General features: G+C 45.3%; 13 protein-coding genes. 8 read left to right on the top strand and 5 right to left on the bottom strand.

The window, feature by feature from the left end; genetic code table 11:
- Positions 1–202 precede the first annotated feature (202 nt).
- On the top strand, positions 203–2,818 hold the full coding sequence (locus tag CLV59_RS16665) for a glycoside hydrolase family 2 protein (protein WP_111593190.1): 2,616 nt from the start codon (positions 203–205) through the stop codon (positions 2,816–2,818).
- A gap of 2 nt (positions 2,819–2,820) precedes the next feature.
- Here CLV59_RS16665 and CLV59_RS16660 read toward each other — a convergent pair whose 3' ends face one another.
- A complete protein-coding gene (locus tag CLV59_RS16660; RefSeq protein WP_111593189.1) occupies positions 2,821–3,264 on the bottom strand; it encodes an SRPBCC family protein in 444 nt (147 codons plus the stop codon).
- A gap of 30 nt (positions 3,265–3,294) precedes the next feature.
- Positions 3,295–3,621, bottom strand: a complete 327-nt coding sequence (locus CLV59_RS16655) for an ArsR/SmtB family transcription factor (protein ID WP_111593188.1) — start codon at positions 3,619–3,621, stop codon at positions 3,295–3,297.
- Between the two features lie 162 nt (positions 3,622–3,783).
- Between CLV59_RS16655 and CLV59_RS16650 the strand changes: the two genes are divergently transcribed.
- From CLV59_RS16650 to CLV59_RS16620, 7 genes are all read left to right on the top strand, one after another.
- A complete protein-coding gene (locus CLV59_RS16650) occupies positions 3,784–4,332 on the top strand; it encodes a sigma-70 family RNA polymerase sigma factor (protein WP_111593187.1) in 549 nt (182 codons plus the stop codon).
- 49 nt (positions 4,333–4,381) lie between these two features.
- Positions 4,382–5,374 carry a FecR family protein gene (locus CLV59_RS16645; protein WP_146616218.1) on the top strand — a complete coding sequence of 331 codons (993 nt, stop codon included), beginning with the start codon at positions 4,382–4,384 and terminating at the stop codon, positions 5,372–5,374.
- Between the two features lie 154 nt (positions 5,375–5,528).
- Positions 5,529–9,044 (top strand): SusC/RagA family TonB-linked outer membrane protein, encoded by a 3,516-nt coding sequence (locus tag CLV59_RS16640; protein WP_111593185.1) that lies wholly within the window; start codon positions 5,529–5,531, stop codon positions 9,042–9,044.
- A 12-nt stretch (positions 9,045–9,056) separates the two neighbouring features.
- Positions 9,057–10,439: a RagB/SusD family nutrient uptake outer membrane protein gene (locus tag CLV59_RS16635; RefSeq protein ID WP_111593184.1), complete on the top strand. Its 1,383-nt coding sequence runs from the start codon at positions 9,057–9,059 to the stop codon at positions 10,437–10,439.
- A gap of 25 nt (positions 10,440–10,464) precedes the next feature.
- Positions 10,465–11,673 (top strand): TlpA disulfide reductase family protein, encoded by a 1,209-nt coding sequence (locus CLV59_RS16630; protein WP_170137787.1) that lies wholly within the window; start codon positions 10,465–10,467, stop codon positions 11,671–11,673.
- Between the two features lie 22 nt (positions 11,674–11,695).
- Complete coding sequence (locus tag CLV59_RS29210) at positions 11,696–12,865, top strand: peroxiredoxin family protein (RefSeq protein WP_245950885.1); 1,170 nt, start codon at positions 11,696–11,698, stop codon at positions 12,863–12,865.
- Positions 12,866–12,896: 31 nt separating this feature from the next.
- Positions 12,897–13,403, top strand: coding sequence for an SRPBCC family protein (locus tag CLV59_RS16620; RefSeq protein ID WP_111593182.1), 507 nt, complete (start codon positions 12,897–12,899; stop codon positions 13,401–13,403).
- A 41-nt stretch (positions 13,404–13,444) separates the two neighbouring features.
- Here CLV59_RS16620 and CLV59_RS16615 read toward each other — a convergent pair whose 3' ends face one another.
- The 3 genes from CLV59_RS16615 to CLV59_RS16605 form a co-directional block, all read right to left on the bottom strand.
- Positions 13,445–14,170 (bottom strand): hypothetical protein, encoded by a 726-nt coding sequence (locus CLV59_RS16615; RefSeq protein ID WP_111593181.1) that lies wholly within the window; start codon positions 14,168–14,170, stop codon positions 13,445–13,447.
- 75 nt (positions 14,171–14,245) lie between these two features.
- Entirely contained in the window at positions 14,246–14,971 is a 726-nt protein-coding gene (locus CLV59_RS16610) for a hypothetical protein (protein WP_111593180.1), read from the bottom strand.
- Positions 14,972–14,995: 24 nt separating this feature from the next.
- A complete protein-coding gene (locus CLV59_RS16605; protein ID WP_146616217.1) occupies positions 14,996–16,153 on the bottom strand; it encodes a hypothetical protein in 1,158 nt (385 codons plus the stop codon).
- Positions 16,154–16,306: the final 153 nt, after the last annotated feature.

Genomic DNA, 16,306 nt, shown 5'->3' with positions numbered 1-16,306 from the left:
ACCATTGTATCCCTCCTGACTACTGACTAAACTCCTGACTGACTCCTGTCACTGACTGACGGCCACCCCTCAGGTATCCCCGGCCGTATTCCCATTTCCGCAAATGGGCAAAATCATTGCCTGTAATCTCCGCAACCAGCGGAGATTACTTCGTATGTGTGTTGTTTCGTAATCTTTTTTCCACGTCTTTAATTCACCAGTTATGCAGAAGAAGTTATCCTTTATTACCCTGCTACTGTCATGCTTTGCCGTGACCACCGTCAACGCGCAGTCTGCATGGAAAGCCCAGCCTGTCGCAATTGCCACCCGATGGACTCCGCTAGTCTCGCCGGAAAACGCATTGCCGGAATACCCCAGACCGCAAATGGTACGGTCCCAATGGGTAAACCTGAACGGGCTATGGGATTACGCTATCACCAAAAAAGACGCACCCGCTCCTCAACAGTTTCAGGGGAAAATCCTGGTGCCTTATCCACTGGAATCTGCACTGTCGGGCGTTAAAAAATCACTGCTCCCGGACGACCGATTATGGTACCGCCGCAATATTGATAAACCCAGCGATGCTGCAGGGAAAAGGGTATTGCTGCATTTTGGGGCGGTCGACTGGCAGGCCGTCGTCTATGTAAACGGAAAACAAGTAGGCGACCATGCCGGCGGATACCAGGCATTCACCCTTGATATTACAGACGCCCTCCATAATGGCAGTAATCAGTTGCTGGTCTCCGTATGGGACCCTTCCGATCAGGGCAATAATCCCAGAGGTAAACAGGTGCTGCAACCCAGAGGAATTATGTATACCGCCAGCAGCGGTATCTGGCAAACAGTATGGCTGGAAACAGTTCCGGATACTTATATTTCCAATATCAGTATCATACCGCAGGAAAACACCCTGAAAGTAGTGGTGTCCCCGAATGATAAAAGGAACTGCAAAGCGGAAGTAACAGTGTATGCCAATGGCGCACCAGTGGCAAATATCTCCGGTAAAACAAATGATACGCTGGAAATGCCTATCCCCGACGTACACCATTGGTCGCCGGAAGATCCTTTTCTGTATGATCTATCAATAAAAATATATAACCAGGATAAACCCGTTGATTCCATCCGTTCCTACGCTGGTATGCGCACCATTTCTATCATGAAAGATGCGAAAGGACAAGAGCGCATCTACCTGAACGGAAAATATACCTATAATCTGGGTGTGCTGGACCAGGGCTTCTGGCCAGACGGACTCTATACCGCTCCCACAGATGAGGCCCTGCGTTTTGATATCCTCGCTGTAAAATCGATGGGCTTTAATACCATTCGTAAACATATCAAATTGGAACCTGCCCGTTGGTATTATCATTGCGATAAACTGGGTATCCTCGTTTGGCAGGACATGGTCACTTGTGCGAATGAGTCGCCTACCGCAAAGATTGAGTTTGAAAAAGAGAATGCGGCTAATATTGAATTGCTGAAAAACCATCCTAGTATCGTTTGCTGGGTACTGTTTAATGAAGGATGGGCCCGTTATGATCAGCAACGCCTCACAGAATGGATGAAGAAAACAGATCCCAGCAGGTTAATCAACGGACATACCGGCGAGAACTATGACAGACGCGCCCCCGCAAATCCGTTGGAGCGCTGGAAGTCGGCCGATCTGACCGATGTACATGATTATCCAGGCCCGGGTATTGCGCCGGCATTGACCGGAAAAGCCCGCGTATTAGGAGAATGGGGCGGAGTGCAGGTCCGGGTACGCAGCCATCAGTGGAATGCAGAAGAGGGATGGGGGTATATTTCCGTAGCGCCGGCAGAATTCTCTCAGAAATATGAATACATGATCAAACACCTGAAAATCTATGAGGAAGAAGGTTTGAGCGGATCTATTTATACAGAACCTTATGATGTAGAAATAGAAGAAAATGGCCTGATGACCTATGACAGAGAGGTGATAAAAATTCCATTGGAAAAAATCAGGGAAATACATCGCATGATAATTCCCGCTACAGGACCAGTTCCTACTGATTTCAAGATAAAGGACATGGATACCACTAATCCTGATAACCGATATACAGATATGCTGCGTCGGTTTAAATCAGGATACCGTGATTCCAGTTTCCTGAAAGAGCTGGCACAAATGGCGGTCCGATTGAATGATATGCCTAATGCTCAGAAAGCGGCGGATGATTATCTCGCTCAGATCAAAGCGCCATTTTCCCGCTCTCAGTGGTTGTTCATTTTTAATATGGCTACCAGTGTAAAATCAACTGCATTCAAAATTATTGCTGCAAATAAGGAGGCCGCAGATAAGGTAATGGGTACGCGTCAGGCGGACATGAAATTAATGACAGTCATTTATGCAGACGTGATTAATCCGAATATCAGCGGTACCAATGAGCATCCGAACTGGTTTGCCATGCAACAGAAAGCAATGAGCTACGGCGTTACAGGAGAGGAAGTGTACTTACGATCAAAGACGTTGTATCATTTGAATAATAAACAATGGAAGCAGTTTTTCCCTGCTGCTACGCGCTATGTGGCCAAATTCGCGAAGAACTTGTCCCTGGATGAACTGAACCGTTATGCCACAACGGTCTTTTATCGCTCAGATGATTCCTCTATGTTGCTGACAGCTTCTGGATGGAGCCGGATATGCCTGGAACAGGGAGAGCGCTCCCTGTTTATGAACACCCAGGCCAACTTGCTTTACAAGGCTGGCCGCAAACAGGAGGCTATTGCAATACAAGAACGGGCGCTCGCATTGGCGCCCGATCAGGATAAAAAGCCGTATGAATCCACGTTGGAAAAAATGAAACGGAATGAACCAACCTGGTAAGGTTAGGATGCAACTGTTTCTTTTGCCAGATAGTTCGGCAGGGCCTCGTTGAAGAAGAAGTGCCAACCCTCCTGGAAACTGCTGACCTGAAAAGATGGATTGTCGATGCCAGAGAATGATTCCAATCCCCGATGGGTCAACTGAAGCCTGGTCTTATTTCCTTCGGGAAATAATTCCCAACTCACTTCTGAATAACCTGGATACCCCTCATATGTCCAGCTGTAAGTGATTTTGCGTCCGGGTATAACTTCTTTGACTTCACAATGATGCAGGTAATCTATTCCGTCACAATCACAGGTGAAGGAAAATTTAAACCCGGTCTCGGGTTTGAAACCATCTAACTGGAAATACCATTTACGCAGCTGTTCCAGCTGGGTGAGGGCACTCCATACCGTGGCTGTGGGCGCATCATATACGCGTTCTGTGATGAGTGGTGTGGCGTTCATTTTTAGTGGGTTTAAAAAATGATAGAATGACTATTTTTTCTTTTTATGTTTTTTTTCTTTCTCCAGGAAGTCGCCCAGATCATCCAGTTTGGAATTCCAGAAATCCTGGTACCTGGCAGTCCAATCCGCTACCTCCCGCAATCCCTGGAGGTTGGCATAGCATATCCTTTCTCGTCCTGCCGTTCGGATGCCTACCAAACCGCATTCTGTTAGTATGCGAATATGCTTGGAAATCGCCGGACGGCTGACGCTGAAGTTCTCTGCAATGCTATTGAGATTCAAACTGTCCTTGGCCAACAGGTGGATAATCTCTCTCCGTGTTGGGTCCGCTATGGCCTGAAATACATCTCTTCTCATATGATTTATTATGTAACCAATCGGTTACAAATATATGTAACCGATTGGTTACGGATTATTTTTTTGTTTCAGAAAAGTTGATTATTTTATATCCCCCGCCAACCTGCCAGATTTGCAAATTTGGAACTGAATTATTTATATTTACGCTTAAACCTTTTGTGATTGAAACAATTGCCGGATACCGCTTTATTGGAGCGTATGCGGGTGCATGATGATAAGGCAGCTTTTGATGAATTGTATCATCGCTATTGGGAGCAGCTTTACACGGCCGCCTATGCCAGACTACAGCAGGACGCAGATGCAAAGGACTGTGTGCAGGATGTTTTCATTGCCCTCTGGCAAAAAAGAAAAGACCTGGACATCCGTGAGCAGCTGTCGGCATACCTGCATGTAGCCCTGAAATACCGTGTATTTAATCACTTCAGAAATTCTTCCACTTACCAAAAACACCTGGATGTTTTTGCGGATATCCCGGTTTCTCCACTCCTGAAGACCGACGGACCTTTATTATTAAATGAAATGCAGCGCATGATCGCCGCCACAGTGGCCGCTATGCCTCAACGGATGCGGGATATCTACCTGCTCAATCGCCGCGATTTCCGCTCTATAGATGATATTGCCTCTCAGCTGGCCCTCAGCCGCCAAACCGTAAAGAACCAGCTAGGCCTCGCCCTGAGTCGCATTCGCGAACAATTATCCTCTTTCAAATAATAAAGTTGAAATTTTTTTTTACCGGATATGGTACCCGACTTGCGGAGCCGTGTCATATATACAAGCAAACGGTTATTATCACGTGAACGACCAGGAAAAAATAAAACAAATCCTGTCACGCCTCGATACCGGAACCTGTACACAGCAAGAGCTGGAATGGCTGCAATCCTGGTATGATGCCCAGGAGCCAGCAACGCAGGTATTCCGCAATGATGCGCACAGGCAATTGATTCAGCAGGATATGCTCCAACATATTCATGCGGAAATAGCGGATGAAGCAATACCGGCATCTGATCCGGTGACGCCGCTGTACCGCCGTTGGTGGATGGCTGCTGCTGTTATTACCGGTCTGCTAATAACTGTTGGATTATTATTTAAAAAATATCAGGACCGCCACGATATGCTCCTGGCCAGCGCCGGGCCAGGAGAACTGAAAGAATTCCTGCTGCCGGATAGCTCACGGGTATGGCTAAACGCTGGCGCCAGCCTGAAATATCCCCGCTCATTCGGTGAGGTAAGAACCGTCGTGCTGGAAGGAGAGGCCTTCTTTGATATACACCCGGATAGCAGACATCCTTTTGAAGTACATACCACCGAAATAAATATTCAGGTACTCGGTACTTCCTTCGATGTGAAAGCCCATCCGCTGCTGGACGAAACACAGGTGACAGTGAAAACAGGGATGGTAAAAGTACTACATCATCAGTCCGGACTGGATGTACTCAGTGCCAACGATCAACTGACTTTCAGCAGATCCGCACAACAGTATATGAAGTCGACAGTGAACAATGAACAAGTAAATGAATGGATGCACGGCATGCTTTCCTTATCACAAGTAGGATTCGCAGAACTGGTAGTAACACTCGAGAATCAATATGGGGTTAAGATTCGCTACAATCCTGCGGAAATGAAACAGGATGAATATACGCTCCGATGCAGTACCAAACTAACAATTACACAAGTATTGGATATTATTAACAGCATACATCCTATACAATATGATATACATGACAACGAAATAACTATTCACAAAAAATATTAAACAACTACCAACTGTTTTTACCGGGATGAGCAAAAGACCATCCCTGGTGAGTTATTGTCTTCTGAAATCAAAAACCGCACCTGTTGGAGCAGGTACGGCCTAGAGTGTGCAATGAATTGCACCCTGTCAGTTAATTCTAAAATCAACCAAAGATATGCAAAAATCGTTTAAGCATGCGTCCATGCGCGGCATGATAAGATGGAGCGTAGTGTTTACAGTGTTCTCACTGGGAAGTTTTACCCTGTTACCGGCAACCAACGCCTATAGCCAAAACCGGCAGGAAATCCGGGTAACGGCTGCCTTCGAAAATGAATCGCTGGCATCATGTATTAAGAAACTGGAAAAGAATTACCAACTAGCATTTGGCTACGACCAAAAACAACTGGCAGATTACAAGATTTCCAGGTTACGTTTTGTAAATGAACCGCTCAACAAGGTGATCGCCGCCCTTTTGCAGCATACAGACCTCGCATTCGAGGAAAAAAATGGCGTCATCATTATTACCCGTACGCCCATGGCATTGCCATTAACGCCGGCCATGGAGGCGCCAGGGAAAGTCCGTGGCCGCATTTTGGAAGCAGGTACCGCTAATCCTATTCCCGGTGTAACCGTTCGCGTGAATGGAACAAAATATACGGCTATGACAGACGCCGATGGTATGTATGAAATCACTATGCCACATGGCAGCTACTCTCTGCAGTTTTCTTCAATTGGCTATCAACAAACTACTTTACCTGTTCGTATAGGCGATGCCGTAGTAAGCCTGCCTGTTAGTATGACGATTGTAGCATCGCGACTTTCAGAGGCGGTGGTAATCGGCTACGGCGTGCAGGAAAGACGTAATCTGCTTGGCGCAGTGAGCTCCTTCAGAGCCGATGAACAACCAGGACAAATGCCGCTGTCAGTAGATCAGGCTATGGTAGGAAAACTACCCGGCGTTTACATTGCACCCAGCAGTGGAGTGCCCGGCGCTGCCAGCAACATTACTATCCGTGGTATCAGCACCCTTAACCCTAACGGCAATACGCCGCTGATAGTGGTGGACGGCGTTCCCATCTATGGAATCGACCAATCACTGAATACGGTAGACTACAGCAAAGGTTCCACTCCGGGCGTTTCTTATGGAGGTACCACTGTAGCGAATGATTACCGCCCACCAACCACTTTTGAAAAGAATCCACTGGCCACATTAAATCCGGATGATATTGAGTCGATAGAAGTATTGAAAGACGCGTACTCCACTGCCATCTATGGTTCCAGAGGGTCTGGCGGCGTTATCCTCATCACCACCCGTAAAGGAAGAAAAGGATCAGCGCATGTAGATGTACAGCTGGGAACTTCCGTCAGCGCTCCCCGCAAACTACCGAAGGTGATGACAGGCGATCAGTACGCAGATTTCTACACCCGCCTCTTTGCGCTGAAAGACTCTGTTGGCAAGGCTTCCAGTGGCTGGTATATACCTTTAAACTACAAGTTCCCCAAAGGCGTAAATACGAACTGGCTGGATCAGGTAGTCAGAAATGCAATAGGCACAGATGCCAATATCTCTCTCAGCGGGGGCACAGATAAGAGCAATTACTTTGTCAGCCTGGGTTACGATAAACAACAGTCTTATATCATCAATAATGATTTTACCCGCTATCAGGGCCGCGTAAATTTCGATAACCAGGTGTCTAAAGCCTTGAAAGTAGGAGTGAGTGTTGGTTTGAACCAAGCCAATAACAACAGCCTTAATGCCCAGCAGGTATACCGCGATGCAGTGCTGAAAGCGCCAAATATCAGCGTATACGATAGCCTGGGAAAATTCAACTGGCTGTATGGCAATAACCCCACAGGGCCAGCTACTGTATCCAATCCGGTAGGTCAGGCTACCACAGGAAAGAATTATTCTATAGACAGTCGCGTACTCGGAAATGTATTCGCCGATCTGAAACTGCTGCCATGGCTGTCTTTCCATTCAGACGCTGGTACCGACTGGATCAACTCCCGCGCTTATAGTCGCGTCATCGACCGCCCAAGAACGGAAGGCGGCATGGCCACAGAAACACAGCAACAGCTACGCAAATTCGTCGTGAATAACCGTATCGACGTCAATAAACTCCTGGAAGGCGGACATGGCATCAGCGCTATGCTGGGCCAGAGCTATGAGCATTCTACAGAAGATGTTACGACCGTAGTAGGCGACCATTTTATCAATGATGAAATGCTCAGCATCGCCACTGCTAAGAATAAAAGAGTGGTCACCTCGCTGCAACAGGAATGGGCACAAGTTTCTTTCCTCGGAAGAGTGAACTATCAATATAAAAATCAATACCTGGCTGGCGTTACCTATCGCATGGACGGGTCCTCCCGTTTCTCTAAGAACCATCGCTACGTAGGCTTCCCATCGTTCGCATTGGGTTGGGTGCCCAGCGAAGCTGCTTTCCTGAAAGGAAACAACTGGATTGATCAGCTGAAAATTCGCGGTAGTGTAGGCTTCACCGGTAGTGACGGCGGAAATGGCTACTATGGCAACCAGGGCCAGTATATTGTAAATCCTTATGCTGCATCCTATGGTAATATCACGGCTATTGGCGTGAAACAACCCGCCAATCCTGAACTGGCCTGGGAACGTACCACCACCTGGAACGTAGGAATGGACCTGGGTATTTTCAAAAGCAAGATTACGGCTACACTGGATTTCTATCGTCGCCAAACAACGAATGCGATTGTCAGCTCTGCACTGCCTTATTTTATGGGCTTCGCAGTACAGAAACAAAACCTGGCCGACCTTAGCAACAACGGGGTGGAGCTGAGCATCAACAGCCAGAATATTATCAGGAAATCATTTAGCTGGACCACCAATTTTAATATATCTGCCAACAGGAACAAGGTCGTGCGTCTCCATAAAATCAACGAAGACGAATTAGCGATGCAAAACGAACTGGATGGCGGGCGCTTCTGGAAAGTAGGCCACTCTGCTACTGCCTATTATCTCTACCAGTGGGGCGGTATCAATCCGCTCGACGGACAACCGCTATGGATTGATAAGAATGGTAAATCTTCTGAAACTCCAATCCAGCAACAATATCCGGATCGTCCGTATGAAAACAGAGCATATAAGGGAGACGCGATGCCCATTGTCTTCGGTGGTTTCGGTAATACGTTTACCTGGAAATCTTTAGAGCTGAATTGCTTTTTCAACTTCTCCGCGGGTAATAAAATAATCAATGGCGCCAAAGCAGCACAATACAGCTACCTGGGCAGCGCTGCGGGTTCCAATGATACCTGGAATCTCTCGCCTGACCTGGTGAATTACTGGCAATATCCGGGTCAGCAAACCGCCATCCCAGCCATGATTAATAAATCCAATTATGTAACGGGAAGCTTCGGCTCTTCATTTGACTATACATTGAGTCGTCAGAACGATCGTTTCCTGGAAGATGCCTCCTTTATTAAACTGCGTAGTCTCACCCTGACATACGATTGCACTAAGATGCTGAGAAATGTGAAATCGATCCGTTCACTGCGTGTGTTTGCAGAAGGTAATAACCTGTTTATCATCACTAAATATTCAGGTATTGATCCGGAGGTCAGCGCAAGCGGTTCCTCTGCACTGGGCATGGGTTTCGATGAACTGACATTACCAGCTCCCCGGACCTGGAGAATAGGCGTAAAAGCATCACTCTAAAATTGTTTTACTATGAAGAAATTATCTTACAGCATATATCTGGCCGGCCTGTTGCTCCTGAATGCGGGATGTAGTAAACAACTGGATCTGAAACCGGAAGGAACCATGGTGGAGGCAGACTTGCTAAAAGACCGTCAATCGGCCGAAAGCTTTCTGGCAGATGCCTATCTCCAGACAATGAATGCATGTGGCGCTGATGCCTATATGCTCGGAGATATAACCGGGAATATTGTGAGCTCCTTCGATCAGGCACTCGTGAAAGGGGCTATCGATCCCAGGGATAAGAACTATGAGCCCTACTGGCAAAGGCCTTATGCGGCCATTAATGAAGCAAACGTTATCATTAATAATCTCCCAACCTACGCCACTTTTGATCCTGCTATCCAGAAACAGTTTATCGGAGAGGCTAAATTTATCCGCGCATACTGCCACCTGATACTCCTTCAAATGTATGGCGATGGCGCGTTGCAAGGACAAGGGAGCAACATGGGAATTCCCATTATGACAACAGCTTTTGAAGGATATGACGGTTCCCAGAATAAGGCCAGGAATACTAATGCGGAAGTATATACGCAGATATTAAAAGATCTGGACGATGCCATTGCAGCCTTACCTGCTGTCAGAAGTGCATCGTTGGACCAGGGCTCCAGAGCTACCAGCGGCGCTGCGGCAGCATTGGCTTCCAGGGTATGTTTATACAAACAGGATTACCAACGGGCTGCTACCTACGCCAATATGGTGCTTAACGGCAACCAATATACGTTGCAGAAAACGTTTGCAGCCATGTGGCCCAACAATGGTACTGGAACCGGCAACTATCCCATTAATGCAGAAACTATCTTCGCGTTTCCGGAAAGCTATAACGCTACGGCTAATTACGGCGAAAACAATGGCATCTACTATGCTTACGGATATTACACGCCACTACCGGACTTCCTCGCCAGCTACGATGCCACAGACGATCGGTTCCTGGCCATCAAAGGAGGTACTTTCGTGCCAAAGTATACGGATATGCGTATACGCGACAACGTGATCATGATCCGCCTGGCGGAAGTAATGCTCACAGCGGCAGAAGCCCAGGCGCAGGTATCCGGCGTTAACCAGGGATCTGTTGATTTGCTGAATAAAATCTATAGCAGATCCTTCTCCGTCAACGCAGTTCCAAAGGTTTATACAATGGGCGATTTCACCAGCAAGCAACAGCTGATCGACAGAATTCTCCTGGAACGTAAACGGGAACTGGCTTTTGAAGGTTTTGCACGATTCGATGCTATCCGCTATGGCAAACAGCCTAATCCGCTGATGCAACCGGCGAATTATGCAATGCCTATCCCTCAACATGAAATTGATATCACCGGAGGACTGATCAAACAGAACCCGGGATATGTGAAATAACGTTAACGAATAAACGAACATGCATATGAAAAAAACAATCGGTATGGTAACTGGCGTGCTGCTAAGTATGAGCAGTATGGCACAAACCATCACTATCGAAGGAGACCTGGCCGGAGACCTGAAAGGACATAATAAGATGTACCTGTATTCCCGTACCTACAAGGATTCAGCAGATATCCGCAATGGACATTATACGTTTAAAATTCCCTATAAGGAACCTATGTTCCTGATGTTGCTGCCACAATATGTGCAGGCAGAACGCCAGATGTACGTGCCTTTCGGGGTACTGTTTGATCAGCCGGTGACTTACACGGTACAATCTGATGTTGCTAAAGGTATGAGCGAATCTGTTGTGAAAGGCTCTGAGGCGGCGGAACTGCTCCTGAAATACGGGCGGGAGAAGTCTGCTGCTTACAGAGATATCAGCAAAGCGCTGCAAGCAGAATTCGGAGGCGCCTGGTTACAGGAAAACGATCCGAAATATGAGGCGTTTGAAAAAAGACAGACCGCTTTACAACAGCAATACCTGCTACCGTTATTACAGCAACTGGTGAAAGAACATCCAAACTCCTACGCTGCTGTATACAGCCTGAATGATGCCCGACAAATGGCTACTGTAGCGCAACAGGATCAACTGTATGCCGGACTGTCCAAGCAAATGAAGGCCACCAAAGAAGCGACAGAGTTCCATCAGTTTGCAGAAGGGCTGCGTAACTCCGCCATCGGTAAACAGGTGAAAGATTTCACCCTGCCGGACCCCGAAGGTAAACCGGTAAAATTCAACGACCTGAAAGGAAAGTATGTACTGGTGGATTTCTGGGCCAGCTGGTGCGGACCTTGCCGCAAATCCTTCCCACATATGCGGGAGGTATACCAGCAGTATAAAGATAAAAATCTCGTCTTCTACAGTATTTCCATCGATAAAAGTAAAGAAGACTGGCTGAAAGCAGTAGCACAGGAAAACAATCCCTGGTTACAGTCGCTCGACGATAAGAACATTTCTGGAAGCGGATTTGCGATCACCGGCGTTCCAACTACCTACCTCATTTCACCTGATGGTAAAATCATGATGAAGGAGGTCGGTTTTGATGAAAACGGTAACGGACAAATCGAAAAGAAACTGGCAGCACTCTTTGGAGGTACGGTAAAGCCGACGCCTGCACCACAAGCAGCACCAGCCCAACCAGCGGGAGGAAAAGCGATCAAAGCCATCCCAATGGGAACCTTGCAATAAAAAATCAAAAATCAACCCATACATGAAGCAATACCGGATAAATTTGGTTGCCTTCCTGCTGGCCGCCGGGACTATACTCCCGGCTGCTGCTCAGCAGACAAAACGTTTTATCACTGTCAGTGGTAAAATTAAATTCCCGCCAGGAGCAGAACAGCAGGCGAAGTTTCCTTTCCTCGTACAAAAACAAGTAGGAGATGAGCGCATAACCGTAGACACGATTCATCTGCGCCCAGATGGTTCTTATAGCCATAAACTGGACGCCACCAAGCCGCAATTCTATATCCTGAATGAGTTCGAAGAAGATCGTCTGACCATTTGGGCAAATAAAGAGAACCTGCGCATTGATTTCAGAGGAATCGATACTGCCGCGATCAGAATCAAGAATCCTCCCTACGTCTATATTGATGGTAGTGAAGAAAACAAACTGGTAAATGAACTCAACTTCATTTCTTATCGTAATTACCAGGCCATGATTCAGAATGGTAAGCTGCAATACCAGGCTTCTTTCGCAAAGAATAAAGAACTGGACAGTACTTTCGGCGCCATGTACGGCTGGCTGGGCGATGACATGGGAGAACGTGTGAAATTGCTGATCCGTATGAATCAGAATACGCCTGTAACGCTCTATGCGCTGGACTTCCTCCATCCCCGGAAAGATAAGGCCCTGATTGCTGCTGAGCTGGATCGTCTCATCAAAAAGTATCCGTATCTCGATGAAGCAAAAAGAAAGAAAGCGGATATTATCCTGGCAGAAGAGATCGAACGAAAAACAGGCATTGGCGCTCCTGCCATCAACTTTACCCAGAATAATGTCAGCGGTAAAGCGGTGCAGTTATCAGATTACCGCGGTAAATATGTACTGCTGGATTTCTGGGCAAGCTGGTGCGGCCCATGCAGAGCGGAAAATCCAAATGTACTGGATAACTACGAAAAGTACCATAGCAAAGGATTGGAAATACTGGGCGTATCCCTGGATAATGCCAAAGATGCCTGGGTAAAAGCCATTAAAGATGATGGTCTCACCTGGGAGCATGTCAGCGATCTTAAAGGTTGGAAAAATGCAGTGGCAAAGGAATATAATATCCGTGCAGTACCTAGTAATTTCCTGATTGATAAAGAAGGAAAGATCATTGCCAAAGACCTCCGTGGAGACGAGCTTACCAAAAAGCTGCAAGAAATTTTCGGAAAGTAAAATTGAATATAGACCTGTAAACGTTAAGATTATGAAGAAGTTACTCACCTTGTTGTTAATCTGCTGCAGCACAGCGGTGATGGCCCAGATGCAGGCCGCACAACGAGTTATACCCGACTACACCCACGAAACACAGCTTAAAAGTACGCCTGTAAAAGTCTGGAGAATTATCCGCGATCTGCCACAGGTAAAGGAATATTCCAATGGTACCATCAAAGAAGTAACCATCCGGAATGTCGGCGAAACCCGCTACCGCGACCTGGTATTTGCTGATGGCCACAAACGTACAGACGAAATTGAACAGGTACATGAACAATACAAATTCTTTGTATTCCATATCCTGGAACCTTTGCCTGCAGGCGTTACCAAAGCGATCGTTACGGCATTGGTAGAATCTTCCCCCAACAACGATGATGTAGCCGTAATTAGATGGAGCATGATCATGGAAGGGGATAAGAGTGCCCGCAAAGCCCTGGTGGAAAGTCTTTCTGCTGAAATCGCCAGCTACGAAGCAGGATTGAAGAAAATGCTGGAATAGTTTGCAACCGGCTGCCTTTCATGGTTGGCAGCCGGATTTTTTTAATGAATAATTACTTCATACCAGGGAATATGAAGGTTCCCTGGATATACATACACCTCTACCTGTTGCCCTTTACTTACCTTTTCAAATTCTTTTTCGTCTACCCGAGTCCATATATGTGCAGGATGGTTTTCCCAACCGCCTAACAGCACATCATAGAACGTAGATTTTGAGGTTTTGGTAACCTCTTTACGGAGAACAGTCGTCTGATATCTCTCCGGGATGGATTTATCCATGACCATATTCGTATAATTAACAAAGACCCAACTAAAGAGAAATAACCACATTCCGTAAAAAACCATACGGGCCAGACGTTCAATAATCGACATTTTAGTAAAAGAATTACTGACAGTATAGAGTAATAGCAATACCCCAAATAGAATGAATATAGTCTTGAAATAGAGATCGTCATCCAGTGATTGATAGCCTGCACTATGAAAAAGCATAGAAATGATAGCAGCAACTATAGGAGCAAATCTGTTTTCATAAATAGTACTTTTCAGATTGTTGTCTACTGGAATATTTCTGAAAACATAAAAACTATAGATCGTAATTAATACAACTACCAGTTGGATATACAGCAGCCCTATAATATAACTTCCAAAGATAAGATGTATTAATTCCACGAATACTGCAGTCAGAGAAAGCAGGATATTACATCGGTGGGCCTCAATAATTTGACTTTCCTGGGTTGAGTCGGACGGGCTATTGCTGTCAGATGGCATAAATAAGCTTTAGGGAATGAGACATAAATATAGGGATTGTGCTGTTATAAATATTTATCATGTCTCAATGGATATCTAGTCTCCCAGTATTTTAAACCAGGGAACATTCAGTTTACCAGGATATACATCTATCGTTATTTCCTGCCCTGTATTTACGCTTTCATAGAAAGACTCCTCTACTTCAATTTTTTCCGGAAAACCATTTCCTTCCCGACCACTCACCATTATGTAATAATAAATGTACCTGCTTTTGTCCGACACATACCGATCCGTAATAATCGTTTTATTCCTGACAGGTGGGGCATCATCCATCCTTACATTGGTATAGGCAATAACGCCGTAGCTGGCGGATAATAACATTAATCCATATACGAAAACATACTGCACACATTTCGTAATAGATAATGGAAGCGCCCAGATCGCGATCAGAAATAGCAGCATTAATACGCCGAATGTCGGCCAAATTATCAGCCAGAGCGGATGCGTGTCCTGGTGATCGTAATGGCCTGTCTGTGACCATAGACTGAATGAGTTAATTATCATCAGAAACATTCCTTCTGAAAAAAAGGAGGTCGTTTTGTTTTCTATCATCAGAAGACTCCGGAAATGATAAAAACCATATAAAAAAATCAATATCAGTAGCAACTGACCATAAGCCAGTCCCTTTATCTCCTGACCTTTGAAGAATACTAATACTTCAAGTAAGAGTGTAATAATAGTCAGTCGAACAACAAACTTGCGTGCCTGCTGCGTTTTGATATTTATTTCTCTATTCTTCTGTTTCTTTTCTAATTTATTCATGAAAGAACATGCGATTGAATGTGATTATTTATTCTCAACAAATTGATACCAGGGAATACCCAGTCTCCCGGGCCACATGTCCACTTCCACTTCCTGATTTACTTCATACTTTAGGTATAGATCCATATGTACATCCATGGTTACCGGTTTTTCATCTCTCCAGCCTTTGAACTCCATTTCTGACGAACTTGTTTTGCTACTTTGGCGGATTCTTTTATTGAGCACAGTTGTACGATATCTTACAGGAGCAGTATTATCCAGAACAATATTGGTATAGTTTACAATACCACAGCTACAAAGAAAAAATCCCATGCTCCATATGCAAATATGCATGATGCGGTCTTTAAGACTAACTTGAGTAGCTAACAGACATAAGGTAAGTAACACCACTAATACTGCAAATACGATCAGTACGTAAATCCAATAATCATTATTATAGAATTTATACTTTCTTTCAGGGCTGGTAATCAAACTAAGGGAGATGATGATTAAAAGAATGTAGGCAGGTGGAAAATAGTGGATATGAACAATCGACCTATAATGGATGATACCGTAAAGCATTAATGGTACAAAAAAGAATTGAATATAGTCAAGACCTCTGATACGATAGCCCGTAGTGAGCATGATATATCCGAAAACGGCCATCACTATAATGAGGTACCCGCTAATACTATTCACCTGAGAAATTTTGCGGAGTAATTTTTCATCTGTTACCGCAGTTTCCGGCGTTGTTGCAGATAGCTGCTGTGCAGGTTTGGGTTTCTCTTGCACAATGGTAAATCGTTCGCTTATAAATGCAATAATGTCCTGATATCCTTGCCTGGAACTACTGACATTAAATCCCAAGGCTCCTGCAGTACGGTGTATGATAATCCCGTGATCGGTAAATTTTACCTTAGACACGTCTTTCCAAGGCAATACCCGCTTATATAAAGGAGATCTAAATTGGATACCTTCACTATCTAATATGATGCTGGAAAAAAAGTTATTAATGGCATAGCCGCAGGAGAAAATAGTCGCGGGATATAAGATGGAGAAAAAGACAATTGCTTCAATGGTGGTGGGGATACAGAATAGTAGTATTTCTCCTGCAAGTCCAATAATTAAAAACAGTCCGAAAATAATACTGCCAATGATTTTTAAGCTACGTGTATAAGTATAGGTTCCCATCAATTTCATCATTTAGAAAGTATATCTCACCAAATCTTCTGCCAACCTATGCAAAGCTTGATAAGGTAATGTGTGTAAAGATAATGCTTTAGGGAGACAGCCGGTACTCCGCTCATCATATGTCCTTGTTCATTTCGCTTTATAATAGAAATACCAAGGGCCGCA

It is taken from the genome of Chitinophaga dinghuensis (assembly GCF_003259435.1).
In the GTDB taxonomy this organism is placed as follows: domain Bacteria; phylum Bacteroidota; class Bacteroidia; order Chitinophagales; family Chitinophagaceae; genus Chitinophaga; species Chitinophaga dinghuensis.
The sequence above is the reverse complement of the archived record's forward strand: the minus strand, read 5'-3'. Positions and strand labels throughout refer to the sequence as shown.